Source organism: Rhizorhabdus dicambivorans (genome assembly GCF_002355275.1).
In the GTDB taxonomy this organism is placed as follows: Bacteria; Pseudomonadota; Alphaproteobacteria; order Sphingomonadales; family Sphingomonadaceae; genus Rhizorhabdus; species Rhizorhabdus dicambivorans.
This window is the reverse complement of record NZ_CP023449.1, coordinates 970,001-988,636: the sequence shown is the minus strand read 5'-3', so window position 1 is coordinate 988,636 and position 18,636 is coordinate 970,001. Positions and strand designations below refer to the sequence as shown.

Sequence of the window (18,636 nt, the reverse complement as noted above, 5' to 3'; positions counted from 1 at the left end):
CAATATACCGTCCCCCGGCGGAGGCCGGGCGACGCGTCAATGTCAGTCGCACGCTTTGTGCAGCAACCACGCCAGCCACGCCGCGCCGAGGCTTGCCACCGCGACGATCAGCAGCGTCTCGGCGACCGAGACGCCCATATGCACCATCCCGGCAAGGATCAGTGTCGCCGCCACCATCGCGCCCGAATTGACGATGTTGTTGGCCGCGACGGTGCGGGCAGTCTGGGCCTTTGATACGGTGGTGGTCAGGAAAGCATAGAGCGGCACCACGAACATGCCGCCGGCGATGGCGATCCCCAGCAGATCGATCATCACCCGCGTCGATCCGGCCATGTCGAGGAAGGTGGAAAGGTTGTGTAGGGCGCCCGCCGGATCGGGCCAGTTGTGCGCGGTCCACCACATGTCGCAGACGAACGCCCCCATCACCAGAGCCGCGACCGGCGAGCAGCGCGCCGACACCGCGCCCTGGAGGATGCGGTTCACCGCGATCGAGCCGATCGCGACACCGACCGAGAAAATGGCCAGGAACAGGGTGGCGACATTCTGGTCGGCCCCCAGCACATTCTTGACCAGCGGCGGGAACTGCGCCGCCAGGATCGCGCCTTGCGCCCAGAAGAAGCTGATCGCGAGGATGGCGAGGAACAGCCGGCGGACGTGCATCGTGTCCGACACAAGCTTGATCGATGAGCGCACCACGTGGAAATCGACACCCGCATCATCGACCATCGGCGGGGCCGGGGGCACCTGACGGCCGGCCAGCCAGCCCAGCGCGGCGACCAGCAGCACGCCGATGGCGGCATGCTCCGCGCTGATGATGCCGCCCGCGATCGTTCCCATCAATATGGCGATATAGGTGCCCGCTTCGACAAGGCCGGTGCCGGGCAGCACCTGATCCTCCTCCAGATGCTGGGGCAGGATCGCATATTTGATCGGGCCGAAGAAGGTCGAATGGACGCCCATCGACAGCAGCGCGACCAGCATCAGCGGCACGTTGTGGAGAAGCAGCCCCGCCGCCCCGAAGACCATGATGCCGATCTCCGCGGTCTTCACGATGCGGATAATCTGCGCCTTGTCGTGGCAGTCGGCCAGCTGGCCCGACAGCGCCGAGAGCAGGAAGAAGGGCAGGATGAACAGACCGCCGGCCACCGCCGAGAAAGCCGCCTCCTGCGCCGGATCATTGTAGATGCGATAGATGACCAGCATGATCATCGCGGTGCGGAACAGATTGTCGTTGAAGGCGCCCAGGAACTGGGTGACGAACAACGGCAGGAACCGGCGCTTGGCAAGAAGCCGGAAGGATGGAGTCATGCGGGAATTCTGCGCCTTATCGTATGTTACCAGGCATCTCTCGGGCGCCCCCATAGCCCATCGGACAGCCAAGGTCCAAGCCGATAACGTCGGGCTGTGTCGCGGATATGACGCCCGATACGCCCCCGCTGCGACCGGCAGGAGGTGAACGTGACGCCCCTTTTACCCCATCGCCGCGAGCGCAAAGCGCTTCCACCTCGGGCGATCAGGCTCTAGAGCAGGCGGGAATGCTGACCCTGCCGAACATATTGACGCTGTCCCGCATCCTGGCGGTGCCGATCCTGGTCTTCCTGCTGTGGCCCGAACCCAGCCGGCTCGAATATGCGCTTGCCTGGGGCCTCTACGCGCTGATGGCGATCACCGACTATTTCGATGGCTATCTGGCCCGCGCGCAGGGCACGGTATCCAAGCTGGGCGTCTTCCTCGATCCGATCGCCGACAAGATCATGGTCGCCGCCGTAATCCTGATGCTGGTGCTGACCCGTGACATATCCGGCTATTCGACGATCGCGGCCCTGATCATCCTGTTGCGCGAGATCGCAGTTTCGGGCCTGCGCGAATTCCTGGCCGGCGCACAGGTTTCGGTGCCGGTCAGCCAGCTCGCCAAGTGGAAGACGACCTTCCAGCTCATCTCGCTGGGCGCGATCATCCTCGGCCGCGCGCTGCCCGAATGGAGCTTCATCGAATATGTCGGCCTGTTCAGCCTGTGGGCGGCCGCGGTCCTCACTCTGATCACCGGCTGGGACTATCTGCGCGTCGGCATCAGGCACATGGACTGAGGGTCGGGCGTGGCGATCGAGCTCCTCTATTTCGCCCGGGTCCGTGAGGCGATCGGCCGCAGCGCCGAGACGGTGTCGCCCCCGCCGGAGGTGACGACGGTCGCCGGGCTGATCGAGTGGCTGGCGGCGCGCGGCGGCGGCTATGCCGAGGCGTTCGAGGACCGGGCCAGGGTTCGCGCCGCGATCGGCGATGCCTTCGCCGATCCCGAGACCCCGATCGCGGGCGCGCGCGAGATCGCGCTGTTTCCGCCGGTGACCGGGGGATGAGCGGCGACATCCGCATCCTGGTCCAGGCCGGCGACATCGATGTCGGCGCCGAACTGGCACGGCTCGAGGCACGGGGCGGGGGTGCGGTCGCCAGCTTCACCGGCATCGTCCGGGGTGGCGACGGCCTCGCCGCGCTGGAGCTGGAGCATCATCCCGGGCTGACCGAGGCGATGATGACGCGGATCGCCGAGGAGGCGGCAGGGCGCTGGCCGCTGCTGGGCGTCACCGCGATCCACCGCCACGGCAAGCTGCTGCCGGGCGAGCGCATCGTGCTCGCGGCGGCGGCTTCGCCCCACCGCGCGGCCGCGCTTGAGGCGACCCACTTCCTCATCGACTGGTTGAAAACCGGTGCGCCCTTCTGGAAGAAGGAATATTTCAACGACGGCAGCAGCCGCTGGGTCGAGGCCCGCGCGGACGATGACGAGGCCGCGGCGCGATGGGGAGCGAGAGGATGAGTGCGGAAGAGCTTCCCGAACTGCTGATGGCCGTAGCGGAAGGCGATCGCGCGGCCTTCGCCCGCTTCTATCAACGCACCTCGGCAAAACTTTTCGGCGTCATCCTGCGTATCTTGCCAGAGAGATCGTTAGCGGAAGATGCGATGCAGGATGCCTATGCCAAGATCTGGCGCAATGCCGCGGGCTTCGATGCCCGGCGCGGCAGCCCGATCAGCTGGGCCGCGACAATCGCCCGCAACGTCGCGATCGACCAGCGCCGCCGCGAACGTCCCGGCGGCCGGACCCGCGACGACGATTTCGATTTCGACATGATGGGCGATCCGGCGGCCGGCGCCTCGGCCGAGCAGATGGCGGCGCTGCGCGCCTGCCTCGACCGGCTCGATCCCGAGCAGCGTTCGCTGATCCTGGCCGCCTATCTGAACGGGGAGAGCCGCGAGGAGCTGGCCGCGCGGCTCGGCCATCCGACCGGCACGATCAAGAGCTGGCTGCATCGCGGCCTCGCCCGGCTGAAGGGCTGCCTCGATGGCTGACGATATCGATCTGACCGCCGGCGAATATGTGCTGGGGACGCTCGACGCCGGCGAGCACCGGGCCTTCCAGCGCCGCCTGCTGACCGATCCGGAGGCGGTCGCTGCGGTGGCCGCGTGGCAGGACCGGCTGGCACCGCTGCTGCTCGCGGTTCCCGAGGCGACGCCAGCGCCCGATCTGTGGAACCGGATCGAGACCGCCGGCCGCCCGGCCAATGACAATGGCGTGCTGCGCCGCTGGCAGGCGGCCACCGCCGCCGCCGCGCTGCTCGCGCTGGTCAGCACGGGAATCGCGCTGCGTCCCCGGCCAGCGGCGCCGCAATCGGCCCCGCAGGTCGCCCAACAGGCTCCCTCGCCGCTGTTCCAGTCGGTTGCCGCGCTCAGCGAGACGGGCGGATCGCCCGCGCTGCTGGTCACTTATGACAAGGCTTCGGGCAGGATGCGGGTCATGCCGGTCAACGTCTCGCCCCGCCCCGGCCACAGCCTTGAGCTGTGGGTGATCGCCGGCAAGGCCCCGCCCCGGTCGATCGGGCTGATGCGCGACGGCGGCGCCACGGCGCTGGAAAAGCTGGCGATCGACATGGCGCAGGACAACACCATCGCCGTCTCGGTCGAGCCCGAGGGCGGATCGCCGACCGGCCTGCCGACCGGCCCGGTGATCTATTCGGGCCGGATGGTCGAACTGCCGACCAGCTGATACGCCAAGCAACCTACGCAGCCTGCTCTTGGCGCCGCCCGATGAAATGTGAATGACGGCGCCACCGAACTAACCTGAATCCGCGCTTCGCCGAGCCGCCCACCACTGATAGACAGCGGCGATGCGGATCGCGGCGATCTCCGACATCCATGGCAATCTCGCCGCGCTCGATGCGGTGCTGGCCGATATCGGGCGGCGCGGTGCCGATCTCACCGTCAATCTCGGCGACATCCTGTCGGGGCCGCTGCAGCCGGCCGAGACGGCCGACCGGCTGATCCCGCTCGATCTTCCGACGATCGCGGGCAATCAGGAGCGCCAGCTGCTGACCCTCGACATCGCCGACATGGGCGCATCCGACGCCTATGCGGCGCCTCGCCTCACACCCGCGCACCGCGCCTGGCTGGCCGGCCTGCCCCCCACCCTGCGCATCGCGCCCGATATCCTGCTCTGCCACGGCACGCCGGGCAACGACCTTGCCTATTATCTCGACCATATCGGTCCGGAGGGCGCGCGCGCCGCGACCGCCGACGAGATCGAGGCGAAAAGCGGCGGCGAGAACGCGGCGCTGATCCTGTGCGGCCACACCCATATACCGCGCCTCCATCGCCGCGCGGGCGGCGGGCTCGTCGTCAATCCCGGCTCGGTCGGCCTGCCCGCCTATGAGGATGACCGCCCCTGGCCGCATGTCATGGAGAGCGGCAGCCCCCACGCCCGCTATGCGATCGCCGAGCGCGACGCGGACGGCCGCTGGAATGCCGAGTTGATCGCCGTCGACTATGGCTGGGAACAGGCCGCGCGCAGGGCGGAGGCGGGGGGACGGCCGGACTGGGCCGTGGCGCTACGAACCGGCAGAATGGCGTAGCGCCGTCACTCCGCCTCGCGCAGCGCGTCCGCCAGAAGCTTGAACTCCTTCTCGCGCGGGCTGCCCCGGCGCCAGGCAAGCGCGATGCGGCGCGAGGGATGGTCGGCGGCGAGCGGCTTCACCACCACCCTGGTATTGTCGAGAATGCCGGCATCCAGCGCCATCGCCGGCAGCAAGGTCACCCCCAGCCTGTTGTCGACCATCTGGACCAGCGTGTGCAGCGAGGTTCCGAGCATCGCCGCCTCGGCGCGCAGCTCCGGCCGGTTGCAGGCGGCGAGGATATGGTCCTTCAGGCAATGCCCGTCCTCGAGCAGCAGCAGGCGGCGTTCGTCGATGTCGGCGGCGGCGATCTTCTCACGCGGGGGATTGTCCATCTCGCCCTCGGGATAGGCCACGAACAGCTGGTCCAGGAACAGATCGACCGATTCGATGTCGCCGCAATGATAGGGCAGCGCCAGCAGCACGCAGTCGAGATGCCCCCGATGCAGCGAATCGCAGGCGGCGCCGGTCGTCTCCTCGCGCAGATAGAGCTTCAGGTCGGGCCAGGCCGCGCGCAGCTTCGGCAGGATGCGCGGCAGCAGGAAGGGCGCGATCGTCGGGATCACCCCCATGCGCAGGTCGCCGGACAGGGGCTTGCCGGCCGCACGCGCCAGATCGCCCAGTTCCTCCGCCTCACGCAGCACGCGCTGCGCCTTCTCGGCGATACGCAGCCCCAACGGCGTGAAACGGACGACGCGGCGGGTTCGTTCGACCAGGGTGATACCGATCAGCGATTCCAGTTCGCGCAACCCGGCCGAAAGCGTCGACTGGGTGACGAAACACGCCTCGGCAGCCCGTCCGAAATGCCCGTGGTCCTTGAGCGCAACGAGATATTGAAGCTGCTTGAGGGTCGGAAGATAGGTCGCCATTCATCGCCTCCCTCGATCATTGGGGACGAAATAATCAATTGGAACGCTCAGGTCCAGCCTGCCAAGAGGTCGCCTCCAGAACATCCTACGCTATGGAGAATATAAGTGGCCCTTACGGTTGGCGATAAATTCCCGTCCTTCGTGCTTCCCGTCCAGCAGGGCGTCTCGGCGCTCCCCGCCGGCGAGACAATCGACACCGGCGATACCGGTGGCAAGTGGAAGGTGGTGTTCTTCTGGCCGAAGGACTTCACCTTCATCTGCCCGACCGAGATCATCGGCTATGGCGAGCTGAAGAAGGATTTCGAGGATCGCGACGCGGTCCTGATCGGTGCGTCGACCGACACCGATTTCGTCCACTTCGCGTGGCGCAAGTCGGATGAGCGGCTTGCCGCCTGCGACTTCCCCTGGATCGCCGACAACCAGAAGAAGCTGGCCGACGCGCTGGGCATCGTCGACAAGGATGCGGGTGTCGCCTATCGCGCCACCTACATCGTCGATCCGCATAACGTCATCCAGCACGTCACGGTGAACGGCCTCAACCAGGGCCGCAACCCGCAGGAGGCGATCCGCGTCCTCGACGCGCTGCAGACCGACGAGCTGTGCCCCTGCAACTGGAAGGCCGGCGACGAGGTCCTCAAGCCCGCCGCCTGATCGTCTTCAGGCCTGCCGCGCCTGGCTTTCCCCCCGGACAGGCGCGGCCACAGGGCGCGGAGGACAACAACCTCCGCGCCTTTTTCTTGACCGGAGCTTATGACATGTCGCTCAAGCAATTCGCCGATGCCCTTCCCGATTATGCCAAGGACATCCGGCTCAATCTCGGTTCGCTGCTCGGAGACCAGCTTCTCAACGACCAGCGCAAATACGGCCTGCTGCTCGCCTGCGCGCATGGCAGCGGCTACAAGCCCATCGTCGAGGCCGCCGAGGCCGAGGCCGAGGGCAAGCTGACCGCGGAGGCCGCCAACGCCGCCCGCGCTTCGGCCGCGGTGATGGCGATGAACAATGTCTATTACCGCTTCGTCCATCTCGCCTCGAACAAGGAATATGGGCAGATGCCGGCGAAGCTGCGGATGAACGTGATCGGTTCACCCGGCATCGAGAAGGTCGATTTCGAGCTGTTCAGCCTCGCCGTCTCGGCGATGAACGGTTGCGGCCTGTGCATCGACAGCCATGAGAAGGTGCTGCGCCAGCATGGTATCGGCGCCGACCTGATCCAGGCCGCCGCCCGCGTGGGCGCGGTGATCAAGGCCGCCGCCACCGTCCACGCGACGGCGGTTTAAAAGATCCTCCCTGAGCGTAGCTCGGGGAGGGTGCTCGACTTTGCCTTGCTCCCAGCAAGGCAAGATCATGCCGGGGGCATGATCTCGTCGAACACGTCCGCGCAGCGGATGGTGGAGGGGTCTCGACCTCTTCACCTGCGCGGTCCCCCATCGTTGGAACACCCCTCCACCACGCCTGACGGCGCGGTCCCCCTCCCCGGCTCCGCCAGGGAGGAACTTCAAGGGTCACACCGTCGACATGGTGCTGAACAGCCAATCATGGAAGATTCGCACGGCACGGGTCGAAAGCGCCGGCCGGCGGCAGGCGAACCAATAGCCATAGGGGCTGTCGACGCTGTCGTCGAACAGGTGGGTCAGGCGCTCGTCGTGCGAGTCCTCAAGATGGCTCTTGAGCATGAAGGCCACACCCAGCCCCTGCGCGGCCGCGTCCAGCATCAGCTGGCCCGAATCGAACAGGTCCACCGCCGCCGGCTCCAGATCGGGACGGCCCAGCCCTTCGCGCCAGACGTTGAACAGTTCAGGCATGTCGCGGTGGAGGAAGATGGTGAGCCGGCCGATATCCTCGACCCGGCTGACCGGGTAACGGCCCGACAGCAGCGAGCGATTGACGATCGCCACCGCCGTGTCGCGGTCGATGCGCCGCGAATAGAGGCTCGAATCGATATCGCGCGCCAGCAGGATCGCCGCGTCCACCCCCTCGCCCAGCCGCGCCAGGGCGTGGCTGCCCGTGTCGATGTCGATGTGCAGCTCGGGATGCTGCTGGCGCAGCTCGGGCAGGCGCGCCATCAACCGCTGCGAAGCGAACAGCGGCATGACCGCCAGCCGCAGGCGGACCAGTTCGCTGTCGCCCGAGGTGGCGTCGATCGCCAGGGTGAGCTGGTCGAGCGCGGGGGCGATCCGCGACAGCAGCTTCTCCCCCTCCGCCGACAGCATCATCGCCTGGTGACGCCGCTCGAACAGGTTGCGGCCCATGAAGCGCTCGAGCGCCTGGACGCGGCGGCTCAGCGCGGGCGAGGACAAAGCCAGTTCCTCGGCAGCGGCCTTGACCGAACCGAGGCGAGCAACCTGGACGAACGCCTCGATCGCCGTCAGCGGCGGCAATCTACGCATGAGAGCCTCCTGTCGAAGCGCGAATCACGTTGCATCGCAAAATGCCGCAAACGCCAATCCATATTGGCCATACCCCATATAAGCCGCAGATTATCGGGATTTCAAGATTGCATATATTGCAACCACCTTGTCAATCTCCGCATTTGCGAAGATCGATGCCGCAGCGCAAAAAGAACGGGCCTTTCAGGCATCCTCTCCTAAAACTTTCGGCCGGTTCCTCTTGGGAGCCGGCCTTTTTTTCGTCCCGCGCGCAACCGGCCGGCTGTCTGGACGGTTGGAATGCCCGTCCTGTCGCGTCCGTAACGGGTGATGCTTGCCTTTGCCGGCGGCATTTGCGACGGGAAGGAACGGACAACGATAAGCCGACGGAACGATCATGGGTGAATCACTAGCGGATCAGTTGCCTGGCCAGGCGGCACAGGCCACCAGGATCAGCCCTTTCACCCTCTTCTTCCGCGAATTCCTGCGACATCCGGTGATGATCGGATCGGTCATCCCTTCCTCGAAGCGGACGATCGAGACGATGCTGGCGCCAGTCGACTGGGCCAATACCAGGCTGTTCGTCGAATATGGCCCCGGAGTCGGCACCTTCTGCGCGACGATCCTTGAGCGGCTCCCGCCCGACGCCACCCTGCTGGCGATCGACACCAACCCGGTGTTCATCGATTATCTGCGCGGCAAATTCGCCGACACCCGCTTCGTCGCCGCACATGGCTCGGCAGCCGATGTCAACGAGATCATCGCGGCGCACGGCTTCGAAAAGGCCGACTATGTCCTGTCGGGCCTGCCCTTCTCCACGCTTCCGGCGGGGGTAGGTGCGGCGATCGTCGAGGCGACCCATCGGGTGCTGCGCCCCGGCGGCAGTTTCCTGGTCTATCAATATTCGGCCTATGTGCTGCGCCTGCTGGAGCCGCTGTTCGATTCGATCGATCGCGACCTCGAATGGTGGAATATTCCCCCGTGCGGCCTGTTCTGGGCTCATAAACAGGTGGAAGAAGCCGCCTGATTCCGGCGGATCGGCCTATTTTTCTTTACATTTTCACGGGCGCCTGCTAGCCGCGCCTCTTTCCGAAATACCGCATTGCATCGGAGCGTTTGATGGCGCGCGTTACCGTCGAAGATTGCGTCGACAAGATTCCCAACCGGTTCGACCTGGTGTTGCTGGCTGCCCAGCGCGCCCGCCAGATTTCGGGTGGCGCCGAACTGACCCTCGATCGCGACCGCGATAAAAACCCGGTCGTCGCGCTGCGCGAGATCGCCGAAGAGACGATCACTCCGGCCGACCTGCACGAGGCGGTGGTCTCGACCCTGCAGCGCGTCCGCGTCGACGATGACGATGCGCCGGACGAGATCGGCTCGCTGGCGGCTTCGGCCGAGGCGCTGCGCCTCACGGCCGCCGCCCCGCCCCGCAACCAGAATATCGGCGGCGATTACGAATAATCTGCTCTCCTCCCTGCAGGGAGGGGATGGAGTTCCTTGCGTCGGCAAGGGGAGATAAGGGCACGCGCGACCCCGCGCGGTGCCCTTTTCCTTTGACGCCGTACCGCTTGGAGAGAGAGGAGCTTCGGCATCACCCTGTGGCACTTTCGCCACAAAATCCGCCATTTGCCTGTTGCATCGGCCGGGGGGCGCACCCCATCATAGAGGGGTGCTAAGACAATATGAACTTGTCGATCGGGTACTGACCTACGATCCTGACGCCGACGAGGCGCTCCTCAACCGCGCCTATGTCTTTTCGATGCAGGCGCATGGCAGCCAGAAGCGGGCGAGCGGAGACCCTTATTTCAGCCATCCGATCGAGGTGGCCGGCATCCTGACCGACCTCCAGCTCGACGATGAGACGATCGCCACCGCGATCCTCCACGACACGATCGAGGACACGGTCGCCACCCCCGAGCAGATCGAGAAGACCTTCGGGCCGTCGGTCGCGCGGCTGGTCGACGGCGTCACCAAGCTGTCGAAGATCGAGGCGCAGACCGAGAATGAGCGCGCCGCCGAGAATCTGCGCAAATTCCTGCTCGCCATGTCGAGCGATATCCGCGTGCTGCTGGTCAAGCTGGCCGACCGGCTGCACAATATGCGCACGCTCCACCACATCCCGTCGGAAGCGAAGCGCCACCGCATCGCCCGAGAGACGATGGACATCTACGCGCCGCTCGCCGAGCGGATCGGCATGTACGAGTTCATGCGCGAGATGCAGACGCTCGCCTTCCAGCAGCTTGAGCCCGATGCCTATGCGTCGATCACCAAGCGGCTCAAGCAGCTCAACGACGGCGGCGGCGACCTGATCTCGCGGATCAGTTCCGGCCTGCGCCTGCAACTCGGCCGCGCCGATATCACCGCCGAAATCCAGGGGCGCGAGAAGCACCCCTATTCGATCTGGCGCAAGATGGCAGAACGCCACATCAGCTTCGAGCAATTGTCCGACGTGATGGCCTTTCGCGTGATCGTGAAGGACATCGACGAATGCTACAAGGCGCTGGGGGTGCTGCACCGCCGCTGGCCGATGGTGCCGGGCCGCTTCAAGGATTATATCTCCACCCCCAAGCGCAACGGCTACCGGTCGATCCACACGTCGATCATCCATTCGGAGAAGATGCGCATCGAGGTGCAGATCCGCACCGAGGAAATGCACGCCGAGGCCGAGTACGGCTTGGCCGCGCACTGGGCCTACAAGCAGGGCAAGCCAACCGATCCCAATGGCAGCCATAGCTGGATCCGCGACCTCGTCGACATCCTAGAACATGCCGACAATCCCGAGGAACTGCTCGAACACACCAAGATGGCGATGTACCAGGATCGCATCTTCGCCTTCAGCCCGACCGGCGAGCTGATCCAGCTTCCCAAGGGATCGACCGCGATCGACTTCGCCTATGCGGTCCATACCGATGTCGGCGATTCCACGGTCGGCGCAAAGGTCAACGGGCGGGTAGTGCCGCTCCGGACTCCGATCGAGAATGGCGATCAGGTGCAGATCCTGCGTTCCAAGGCGCAGGAGCCCCAGGTGGAATGGCTGAGCTTCGCGCTCACCGGCAAGGCGCGCGCCGCCATCCGCCGCTTCGTTCGCCAGAAGGAGCGCGAGGAGACGATTGAGCTGGGCCGCAAATTCTATGACGGGATCGTCAAGCGGCTGCCCGCCGCGCTCGGCCCCGATGCGCTCAAGGAAGCGCTCAAGCGCCTCAAGCTGCCTGACGAGGAAGCGTTGATGGAGTCGGTGGCGCGCAAGCTGCTGGACGACGCGACGGTGATGGACGCGCTGATGCCGGGCAGCGCCGAGAAGGCCGGCGTCAAGCGGCGTGAGAGCGGCCAGCGCGAGGCGATCTCGATGAAGGGGCTCACCCCCGGGGTGGCCTTCCAGCTCGCCGATTGCTGCAACCCGGTGCCGGGCGACCGCATCATCGGCGTGCGCCGGCCCGACGAGCCCGTCGAGGTCCACACCATCGACTGCCGCCGTCTCGCCGAGATGCAGGAGGCCGACTGGGTCGACCTGGCCTGGGGCGACGGATCGGACGGCGGCACCGCGCGGCTGACCGTGATCGTGAAGAACGAGCCCGGCGCGCTGGGGGTGATGTCTGGCATATTGGGGGCGCATCACGCCAACATCGTGAACCTCAGCCTGTCGCACCGCGACACCGCCTTCCACACCTACGATGTGACGATCGAGGTGCATGACGTGCAGCATCTGATGAAGATCATCGCGGCGCTTCGCGCGGCCGACGCGGTCTCCTCGGCGGAACGTACCCCGGCGGGTTAAACGAAGCCCGCCGCCTCCCGCCCCATCGGAATCAACCCAGCCGCTCGGCGTGCCAGCGGAGGTGATCCTCCATGAAGGTCGAGATGAAATAATAGCTGTGGTCATAGCCCGGCTGCATCCGCAGCGTCAGGTCGATCCCGGCATCGGTGCAGGCGGCGACCAGCAGGCTGGGCTTGAGCTGCTCGGCCAGGAAGCCGTCGGCCTCACCCTGGTCGACGAGGATGTCCTTCACCCGCGCCCCATCCTCGATCAGCGCGACGGTATCGTGGCGGCGCCAGGCCGCCTTGTCGTCGCCAAGATAGCCGGGCAGCGCCTTGTGGCCCCAGGGCACCTGCCCCGGCGCAACGATCGGCGCGAAGGCGGAGACCGAGCGGAAGCGATCGGGGAAGGTCAGCGCAATGGTCAGCGCGCCATGGCCGCCCATCGAATGGCCCATGATCGCCTGGCGCGCCATGTCGGCGGGGAAGTTGGCGGCGACCAGCGCTGGCAGTTCCTCGGTCACATAGCTCCACATGCGATAGTGACGGGCGAACGGCTCCGTGGTCGCATCGACATAGAAGCCCGCGCCCAGCCCGAAATCATAGGCCGCCGCCGGATCGTCCGCCACGCCCTCGCCGCGCGGGCTCGTGTCGGGCGCGACGAAGATCAGGCCGAGTTCGGCGCAGGCGCGGCGGAACTCGCCCTTCTCGGTGACATTGGCATGGGTGCAGGTGAGCCCCGACAGATACCAGACCACCGGCAGCTTCATCCCCGGCGCATGCGGCGGCACATAGACCGAGAAGGTCATGTCGGTGCCGGTCACAGAGGAGGCGTGCTTGTAGACGCCCTGGACGCCGCCGAAGGACAGGTTGCTGGAGACGGTTTCGAGGCTCATATTTTCCCTCAAGCCTTATATTTACGTCATTCCGGACCTGATCCGGGGCGACGATGTTCTACCAGGACGACGGGGGCGCGAACCGAAGTCTACGCCCCCGGATATCAGCCGATCGTGCCGATCAGACGAACGTATAGGCACAGACCTTGTTGCCGGCTGGGTCGCGCAGATAGGCGGCATAGGCCCCCGGCAAATGCCCGCGCGGGCCCGCGGCGCCCTCGCAGGTGCCGCCGGCGGACAGGCCGGCCGCGTGGAACGCGTCGACGTCGGCCGGGGTGGCGGCGGCGAAGCCGATCGTCACGCCATTGCCCGAGGGCGCCTCGCCATTGCCCGGCTTCAGCACCAGGAACGCCGGCTTATCCTTGCCGTAAAGCACCACGGTCTCGCCGAACGGCCCCATATTCTTCACGCCGAGCGGCGCCAGCGCCGCGTCGTAAAAGCTGGTCGAGGTCGCGAGATCGCTCGCGCCCACGCAGGTGTGCGAGAACACGCCATCGCCTGAAATCACCGCCACATTCCGTCTCCCTTACTTGTTTGTCAGTAAACCACGACCGAACGGATCGACTTGCCCTGGTGCATCAGGTCGAACGCCGTGTTGATCTCCTCCAGCCCCATGACATGGGTGATCATCGGATCGATCTCGATCTTGCCGGTCATGTACATGTCGACGATCTTGGGTACGTCGGTGCGGCCCTTGGCGCCGCCGAAGGCGGTGCCGCGCCAGTTGCGGCCGGTGACGAGCTGGAACGGCCGCGTCGCGATCTCCTTGCCGGCTTCCGCCACGCCGATGATGATGCTGGTACCCCAGCCACGGTGGCAGGCCTCAAGCGCGGTGCGCATCACCTCGGTGTTGCCGGTCGCGTCGAACGTATAGTCCGCGCCGCCGTCGGTCATCGTCACGATCCTGGCGACGACATCCTCGCGGCTCATCCCCTTGCTGTTGAGGAAGTCGGTCATGCCGAACTTGCGGCCCCATTCCTCGCGGTCGGGGTTGATGTCGACGCCGATGATCTTGTTGGCGCCCGCAAGCCTGGCGCCCTGGATTACGTTGAGGCCGATGCCGCCAAGGCCGAACACGACGACATTGTCGCCGACCTGCACCTTGGCGGTGTTGACCACCGCGCCGACGCCGGTGGTGACGCCGCAGCCGATATAGCAGCTGGTCTGGAAGGGCGCGTCCTCACGGATCTTCGCCACCGCGATCTCGGGCAGCACGGTGAAGTTCGAGAAGGTCGAGCAGCCCATATAGTGGAAGATCGGCTGACCCTTGTAGCTGAAGCGGCTGGTGCCATCGGGCATCAGGCCGTTGCCCTGGGTCGCGCGGATCGCGGTGCACAGGTTGGTCTTGCCGCTGAGGCAGCTTTTGCACTGGCGGCATTCGGGCGTGTAGAGCGGGATGACATGGTCGCCGGCCTTGACCGAGGTGACGCCAGCGCCGACCTCGCGCACGATGCCCGCGCCCTCATGGCCGAGGATCGAGGGGAAGATGCCTTCGCTGTCGAAGCCGTCCAGCGTATAGGCATCGGTGTGGCAGATGCCAGTCGCCATGATCTCGACCAGGACCTCGCCCGCCTTCGGGCCCTCCAGGTCGACCTCGACGATCTCCAGCGGCTTCTTCGCTTCGAAGGCTACGGCGGCACGAGTCTTCATCAAATGCTCCTCTTCTCCGATGCACGCTTTACCATTAGTGCGTGGCGGACATAAATATTGCAGTTAGCAATAGACTCTTTCCACGGAGCAATAATCAATGTCGAGTTGGGAGGGTCTGGAGGAGATCGTCGCGATCGCCGAAACCGGCAGCTTCGTCGGAGCGGCGCGGCGGCTGAATGTCTCGCCGTCGCATGTCAGCCGTATCGTCCAGCGGCTCGAACATCGCCTCAAGGTGGAGCTGTTCACCCGCACGACGCGGACCGTCCGCCCGACTGAGATGGGACGCACCCTGGTCGACCAGAGCCGCCGCATCATCGAGGAGCGCGACGAGGCGTTGCTGATGGTGCGCGGCCAGGGAGAGATGCAGGGCGGGCTGCGGCTGACCTGCTCGACCACGCTGGGAGAGCGCTTCGTCGCGCCGATCATCGGCCGCTTCCTGATGGAACATCCCAAGATATCGGTCACGCTGGAACTGACCAACCGGGTGATCGATCTGGTCGGCGAGGATTTCGACGTGGCGATCCGCACAGGCCACCCCCTGGACCAGCGCCTCGCCGCCCGCCAGATCGCGGCCCGCTCGGTGATAAGCTGTGCCGCGCCCGATTATATCGATCGCAACGGCCGCCCCGCTTGCCCCGCGGATCTCGAACGCCATGAATGCCTGATCGGGATCAACAGCACCTGGCATTTCATGGAAGGCGGCCAGCGCCGCAATCTGGTTCCTGCCGGACGGCTCCGCTGCAACAGCGGCGCCGCGGTGGTCGAAGCCGCCCTGGCCGGCATGGGGATATGCCAGTTGCCCGCCTTCTACGTCCGCGATCATATTCACCAGGGCCGGCTCGTCGCGGTGCTGGAGGACCATGCCGATGCGCCCGAGCCGATCTGGGCGGTCTATCCGCAGCGCCGCTATCTGCTGCCCAAGGTGCAGCGGATCATCGCCGCGCTGGAGGCCGAACTGGACGACCGGATCAATCCGGCCACACCCTGATCCGTCAAGCGAGGGCTTCTCGACGCAGATCGAGCCGATGCGATGCGATGGGCAGGGCGAAAGGTCGAGACACATTGAGTTTGTAACAAGTGTTTGGTACAAATATCGAGCTGCCGGCCCTGCGAAGTCGTAGGCCCGCCCATCGGGAGGTCGATAATGTCTGACGTGTTCCTGCTTTCCTCAGCCCGCGCCCCGGTGGGCGCCTTCGGCGGCTCGCTCAAGGATCACCGGCCTGGAGAACTCGGCGCGATCGTCGCGCGCGCGGCCATCGAGCGCGCCGGGATCGAGGCCGGTCTTGTCGAGAATGTCGTGTTCGGCAGCGTGATAGCGACCGAACCGCGCGACGCCTATGTGGCGCGCATCGCCGCCATGGGCGCGGGCATCCCGAAGGAGGCGCCGGCGCTGAGCGTCAACCGGCTATGCGGATCCGGCCTGCAGGCGATCATCAGCGCGGCCCAGTCGATCATGCTTGGCGATCATGGCGTGGCGCTGGCCGGCGGCGTCGAGATCATGAGCCGCGCGCCCTATTTCGCGCCCGCGCTGCGCTGGGGCCAGCGCATGGGCGACGGCGCGTTCCTGGACGGCCTGCTGGGCGCGCTCTCAGATCCGTTCGAGGGCATCCATATGGGCGTCACCGCCGAGAATGTGGCGGCACGCTACGGCGTCTCGCGGGAAGACCAGGATGCCCTGGCGCTCGAAAGCCAGCAGCGCGCCGCGCACGCCATCGAGCAGGGCTATTTCCGTTCGCAGATCGTACCGATCGAACTCAATATCCGGGGCAAGGTGAGCCTCTTCGATACCGACGAATATGTGCGCCGCGACGCCAAGGCCGACGATTTCGGGAAGCTGAAGCCCGTTTTCCGGAAGGAGAACGGCACGGTCACCGCCGGCAACGCCTCCGGCATCAACGACGGGGCGGCCGCCGTCGTCCTCGCCAGTGGGCGGGCCGCCACCGCACACGGCCTGAAGCCGGTCGCCCGGCTGGTTGCCTACGGACATGCCGGGGTCGATCCTGCCTATATGGGCATCGGGCCCGTGCCGGCGACGCGCAATGCGCTGGCCAGGGCGGGGCTCGACATCGGCGATATCGACGTCATCGAGTCCAATGAGGCGTTCGCCGCCCAGGCCTGCGCCGTCGCTCGGGAACTCGGCTTCGATCCGGCCAAGGTCAATCCGAACGGAAGCGGCATTTCGATCGGGCATCCGGTCGGCGCGACGGGCGCGATCATCACGACGAAGCTCGTCCATGAACTGCAGCGCACCGGCGGTCGATATGGCCTGACGACCATGTGCATCGGTGGCGGCCAGGGTATCGCCGCCATCTGGGAAGCCGTCTGACGGCAATGGGCCATGCGGGCGCGCAATGCGTCGGCATGGCCACCCCAACCGGCCATGGCGAGCCCCCGCCGCGGCAGGGCGGGACAGGCCTCGACATGCACCGCACGCCCCTTGGCTCTTGGCCTTCATGGAAGATGATCAAGCCCGGCCGTGCGGCGTCTGGACCGTTGCGGTTGCCGCAGGCTGCGACGCAATTGTGGAGGGCACGAAGGAAGCCCGCCGCGGTTATATCCGGGCGGGGTGTGTGGGGGGTATGGGATTGGTTGCGGGGACAGGATTTGAACCTGTGACCTTCAGGTTATGAGCCTGACGAGCTACCGGGCTGCTCCACCCCGCGCCAGGGTGAGATGTGAATGGGTGTGTATCGACGAGCGCTGCGCCTGCTATAAAGCCTGGCGACGACCTACTCTTCCACCGCTTAAGCGCTAGTACCATCGGCGCGGTCTGGTTTCACGGCCGAGTTCGGGATGGGATCGGGTGGGTCACAGACGCTATGGCCACCAAGCTATAGAGCGGGCGCATGCTGTCGAGGTTCTAGAAACCGTGCGATATGTATGATGCTGAGATATTCCGCCATCAATCAGGATTGTTGTTGATGGTGGGGTTCTCAAGCGCGACTAGAGCAATTAGTATCGGTTAGCTCCATGCGTTACCGCACTTCCACATCCGATCTATCGAGGTCGTGGTCTTCGACCGCTCTAAGATATCTTATCTTGAGGGAGGCTTCCCGCTTAGATGCTTTCAGCGGTTATCCCGTCCGTACATAGCTACCCTGCTGCGCGGCTGGCGCCACGACAGGTCCACCAGAGGTACGTTCAACCCGGTCCTCTCGTACTAGGGTCAACTCCTCTCAAATATCGACGCCCACGGCAGATAGGGACCAAACTGTCTCGCGACGTTCTGAACCCAGCTCACGTACCACTTTAATTGGCGAACAGCCAAACCCTTGGGACCTGCTCCAGCCCCAGGATGTGATGAGCCGACATCGAGGTGCCAAACAACCCCGTCGATATGAGCTCTTGGGGGTTATCAGCCTGTTATCCCCGGCGTACCTTTTATCCGTTGAGCGATGGCCCTTCCACGAGGGACCACCGGATCACTATGACCGACTTTCGTCTCTGCTCGACTTGTCAGTCTCGCAGTCAGGCTGGCTTATGCCATTGCACTCTAACAGCCGGTTTCCAACCGGCCTGAGCCAACCTTCGCGCGCCTCCGTTACTCTTTGGGAGGCGACCGCCCCAGTCAAACTACCCGCCACAGAGGGTCCCTGAACCAGTTTCATGGTTCGAGGTTAGACATCAGAAAACAACAGGGTGGTATTTCACCTATGGCTCCACCTGGGCTGGCGCCCTGGCTTCAAAGCCTCCCACCTATGCTACACAATTCTTTCCTAATGCCACTCTGAAGCTGCAGTAAAGGTGCACGGGGTCTTTCCGTCTAACCGCGGGTACTCCGCATCTTCACGGAGAATTCAATTTCGCTGAGCATGTGCTGGAGACAGTGGGGAAGTCGTTACGCCATTCGTGCAGGTCGGAACTTACCCGACAAGGAATTTCGCTACCTTAGGACCGTTATAGTTACGGCCGCCGTTTACCTGGGCTTCATTTCGGAGCTTGCACCCCTCCACTTAACCTTCAGGCACCGGGCAGGCGTCAGACCCTATACGTCGTCTTGAAGCCGACTTAGCAGAGCCCTGTGTTTTTGCTAAACAGTCGCTACCCCCTGGCCTGTGCCCCCCACAAATGGTTGCCCATATGTGGGGCCTCCTTCTTCCGAAGGTACGGAGGCAATTTGCCGAGTTCCTTCAGCACACTTCTCTCAAGCGCCTTGGTATACTCTACC

Annotated in this window: 19 protein-coding genes, 1 tRNA gene and 2 rRNA genes (1 of these 22 running past the window's edge); 13 read left to right on the top strand and 9 right to left on the bottom strand. The window is 65.2% G+C overall.

The features are described 5' to 3' along the window. Nucleotides 1–42 precede the first annotated feature (42 nt). Nucleotides 43–1,308 (bottom strand): MFS transporter, encoded by a 1,266-nt coding sequence (locus CMV14_RS04735; RefSeq protein WP_066968615.1) that lies wholly within the window; start codon nt 1,306–1,308, stop codon nt 43–45. Nucleotides 1,309–1,535: 227 nt separating this feature from the next. Between CMV14_RS04735 and pgsA the strand changes: the two genes are divergently transcribed. The 6 genes from pgsA (at nt 1,536) to CMV14_RS04705 (ending at nt 4,895) form a co-directional block, all read left to right on the top strand. Then, on the top strand, nt 1,536–2,087 hold the full coding sequence (gene pgsA, locus CMV14_RS04730; protein WP_066968617.1) for a CDP-diacylglycerol--glycerol-3-phosphate 3-phosphatidyltransferase: 552 nt from the start codon (nt 1,536–1,538) through the stop codon (nt 2,085–2,087). A gap of 9 nt (nt 2,088–2,096) precedes the next feature. Next, the gene (moaD, locus tag CMV14_RS04725) at nt 2,097–2,354 is read left to right on the top strand and encodes a molybdopterin converting factor subunit 1 (RefSeq protein WP_083216086.1); all 258 of its coding nucleotides are present in this window, start codon (nt 2,097–2,099) and stop codon (nt 2,352–2,354) included. Beyond that, on the top strand, nt 2,351–2,809 hold the full coding sequence (locus tag CMV14_RS04720) for a molybdenum cofactor biosynthesis protein MoaE (protein WP_066968619.1): 459 nt from the start codon (nt 2,351–2,353) through the stop codon (nt 2,807–2,809). The genes moaD and CMV14_RS04720 overlap by 4 nt, the downstream gene beginning before the upstream one ends. Continuing rightward, nucleotides 2,806–3,339, top strand: a complete 534-nt coding sequence (locus CMV14_RS04715) for a sigma-70 family RNA polymerase sigma factor (protein ID WP_066968621.1) — start codon at nt 2,806–2,808, stop codon at nt 3,337–3,339. The genes CMV14_RS04720 and CMV14_RS04715 overlap by 4 nt, the downstream gene beginning before the upstream one ends. Further along, nucleotides 3,332–4,033, top strand: coding sequence for an anti-sigma factor (locus CMV14_RS04710; protein WP_066968622.1), 702 nt, complete (start codon nt 3,332–3,334; stop codon nt 4,031–4,033). Before CMV14_RS04715 ends, CMV14_RS04710 begins: the two co-directional genes overlap by 8 nt. A 121-nt stretch (nt 4,034–4,154) precedes the next feature. After that, on the top strand, nt 4,155–4,895 hold the full coding sequence (locus tag CMV14_RS04705) for a metallophosphoesterase family protein (protein WP_066968624.1): 741 nt from the start codon (nt 4,155–4,157) through the stop codon (nt 4,893–4,895). A 5-nt stretch (nt 4,896–4,900) separates the two neighbouring features. Here the strand turns inward: CMV14_RS04705 and CMV14_RS04700 are convergent, their stop codons facing one another. Beyond that, a complete protein-coding gene (locus tag CMV14_RS04700; protein WP_066968626.1) occupies nt 4,901–5,803 on the bottom strand; it encodes a hydrogen peroxide-inducible genes activator in 903 nt (300 codons plus the stop codon). A 105-nt stretch (nt 5,804–5,908) separates the two neighbouring features. Here CMV14_RS04700 and CMV14_RS04695 point away from each other — a divergent pair, with 105 nt between their 5' ends. Together CMV14_RS04695 and ahpD are read left to right on the top strand one after the other, a co-directional pair. After that, complete coding sequence (locus CMV14_RS04695) at nt 5,909–6,454, top strand: peroxiredoxin (RefSeq protein ID WP_066968628.1); 546 nt, start codon at nt 5,909–5,911, stop codon at nt 6,452–6,454. A gap of 104 nt (nt 6,455–6,558) precedes the next feature. Further along, on the top strand, nt 6,559–7,080 hold the full coding sequence (gene ahpD / locus CMV14_RS04690; RefSeq protein WP_066968630.1) for an alkylhydroperoxidase, AhpD family: 522 nt from the start codon (nt 6,559–6,561) through the stop codon (nt 7,078–7,080). A 225-nt stretch (nt 7,081–7,305) separates the two neighbouring features. Here ahpD and CMV14_RS04685 read toward each other — a convergent pair whose 3' ends face one another. Continuing rightward, nucleotides 7,306–8,190 (bottom strand): LysR substrate-binding domain-containing protein, encoded by an 885-nt coding sequence (locus CMV14_RS04685; RefSeq protein WP_066968633.1) that lies wholly within the window; start codon nt 8,188–8,190, stop codon nt 7,306–7,308. A gap of 376 nt (nt 8,191–8,566) precedes the next feature. Here CMV14_RS04685 and CMV14_RS04680 point away from each other — a divergent pair, with 376 nt between their 5' ends. From CMV14_RS04680 to CMV14_RS04670, 3 genes are all read left to right on the top strand, one after another. Next, complete coding sequence (locus tag CMV14_RS04680; protein ID WP_066968635.1) at nt 8,567–9,196, top strand: class I SAM-dependent methyltransferase; 630 nt, start codon at nt 8,567–8,569, stop codon at nt 9,194–9,196. A 92-nt stretch (nt 9,197–9,288) separates the two neighbouring features. Further along, complete coding sequence (rpoZ, locus tag CMV14_RS04675; protein WP_066968636.1) at nt 9,289–9,630, top strand: DNA-directed RNA polymerase subunit omega; 342 nt, start codon at nt 9,289–9,291, stop codon at nt 9,628–9,630. A 208-nt stretch (nt 9,631–9,838) separates the two neighbouring features. Further along, complete coding sequence (locus CMV14_RS04670) at nt 9,839–11,944, top strand: RelA/SpoT family protein (RefSeq protein WP_066968638.1); 2,106 nt, start codon at nt 9,839–9,841, stop codon at nt 11,942–11,944. A gap of 31 nt (nt 11,945–11,975) precedes the next feature. Here the strand turns inward: CMV14_RS04670 and fghA are convergent, their stop codons facing one another. From fghA to CMV14_RS04655, 3 genes are all read right to left on the bottom strand, one after another. Beyond that, nucleotides 11,976–12,818: an S-formylglutathione hydrolase gene (gene fghA / locus CMV14_RS04665; RefSeq protein WP_066968640.1), complete on the bottom strand. Its 843-nt coding sequence runs from the start codon at nt 12,816–12,818 to the stop codon at nt 11,976–11,978. A 121-nt stretch (nt 12,819–12,939) separates the two neighbouring features. After that, nucleotides 12,940–13,332 (bottom strand): VOC family protein, encoded by a 393-nt coding sequence (locus CMV14_RS04660; protein WP_066968643.1) that lies wholly within the window; start codon nt 13,330–13,332, stop codon nt 12,940–12,942. A 23-nt stretch (nt 13,333–13,355) separates the two neighbouring features. Further along, complete coding sequence (locus tag CMV14_RS04655; protein WP_066968645.1) at nt 13,356–14,468, bottom strand: S-(hydroxymethyl)glutathione dehydrogenase/class III alcohol dehydrogenase; 1,113 nt, start codon at nt 14,466–14,468, stop codon at nt 13,356–13,358. Nucleotides 14,469–14,565: 97 nt separating this feature from the next. Between CMV14_RS04655 and CMV14_RS04650 the strand changes: the two genes are divergently transcribed. Next, nucleotides 14,566–15,456, top strand: coding sequence for a LysR family transcriptional regulator (locus CMV14_RS04650; protein WP_066968647.1), 891 nt, complete (start codon nt 14,566–14,568; stop codon nt 15,454–15,456). 156 nt (nt 15,457–15,612) lie between these two features. Next, on the top strand, nt 15,613–16,794 hold the full coding sequence (locus tag CMV14_RS04645; protein WP_066968649.1) for a beta-ketothiolase BktB: 1,182 nt from the start codon (nt 15,613–15,615) through the stop codon (nt 16,792–16,794). 260 nt (nt 16,795–17,054) lie between these two features. Here CMV14_RS04645 and CMV14_RS04640 read toward each other — a convergent pair. From CMV14_RS04640 to CMV14_RS04630, 3 genes are all read right to left on the bottom strand, one after another. Beyond that, nucleotides 17,055–17,131: transfer RNA gene (locus CMV14_RS04640), tRNA-Met, on the bottom strand. 53 nt (nt 17,132–17,184) lie between these two features. Next, nucleotides 17,185–17,299, bottom strand: a 5S ribosomal RNA gene (rrf, locus tag CMV14_RS04635). Between the two features lie 101 nt (nt 17,300–17,400). Further along, nucleotides 17,401–18,636 (bottom strand): 23S ribosomal RNA (locus tag CMV14_RS04630); it runs 1,569 nt beyond the window's last position.

Excerpts from the sequence above, each read along its gene's own strand:
- CMV14_RS04700 (WP_066968626.1), bottom strand. The coding sequence starts at position 5,803 with ATGGCGACCTATCTTCCGACCCTCAAGCAGCTTCAATATCTCGTTGCG.
- rpoZ (WP_066968636.1), top strand. The coding sequence starts at position 9,289 with ATGGCGCGCGTTACCGTCGAAGATTGCGTCGACAAGATTCCCAACCGG.
- CMV14_RS04645 (WP_066968649.1), top strand. The coding sequence starts at position 15,613 with ATGTCTGACGTGTTCCTGCTTTCCTCAGCCCGCGCCCCGGTGGGCGCC.
- CMV14_RS04720 (WP_066968619.1), top strand. The coding sequence starts at position 2,351 with ATGAGCGGCGACATCCGCATCCTGGTCCAGGCCGGCGACATCGATGTC.
- CMV14_RS04705 (WP_066968624.1), top strand. The coding sequence starts at position 4,155 with ATGCGGATCGCGGCGATCTCCGACATCCATGGCAATCTCGCCGCGCTC.
- CMV14_RS04715 (WP_066968621.1), top strand. The coding sequence starts at position 2,806 with ATGAGTGCGGAAGAGCTTCCCGAACTGCTGATGGCCGTAGCGGAAGGC.
- CMV14_RS04710 (WP_066968622.1), top strand. The coding sequence starts at position 3,332 with ATGGCTGACGATATCGATCTGACCGCCGGCGAATATGTGCTGGGGACG.
- pgsA (WP_066968617.1), top strand. The coding sequence starts at position 1,536 with ATGCTGACCCTGCCGAACATATTGACGCTGTCCCGCATCCTGGCGGTG.
- ahpD (WP_066968630.1), top strand. The coding sequence starts at position 6,559 with ATGTCGCTCAAGCAATTCGCCGATGCCCTTCCCGATTATGCCAAGGAC.
- CMV14_RS04680 (WP_066968635.1), top strand. The coding sequence starts at position 8,567 with ATGGGTGAATCACTAGCGGATCAGTTGCCTGGCCAGGCGGCACAGGCC.
- CMV14_RS04655 (WP_066968645.1), bottom strand. The coding sequence starts at position 14,468 with ATGAAGACTCGTGCCGCCGTAGCCTTCGAAGCGAAGAAGCCGCTGGAG.
- CMV14_RS04735 (WP_066968615.1), bottom strand. The coding sequence starts at position 1,308 with ATGACTCCATCCTTCCGGCTTCTTGCCAAGCGCCGGTTCCTGCCGTTG.
- fghA (WP_066968640.1), bottom strand. The coding sequence starts at position 12,818 with ATGAGCCTCGAAACCGTCTCCAGCAACCTGTCCTTCGGCGGCGTCCAG.
- CMV14_RS04685 (WP_066968633.1), bottom strand. The coding sequence starts at position 8,190 with ATGCGTAGATTGCCGCCGCTGACGGCGATCGAGGCGTTCGTCCAGGTT.
- CMV14_RS04650 (WP_066968647.1), top strand. The coding sequence starts at position 14,566 with ATGTCGAGTTGGGAGGGTCTGGAGGAGATCGTCGCGATCGCCGAAACC.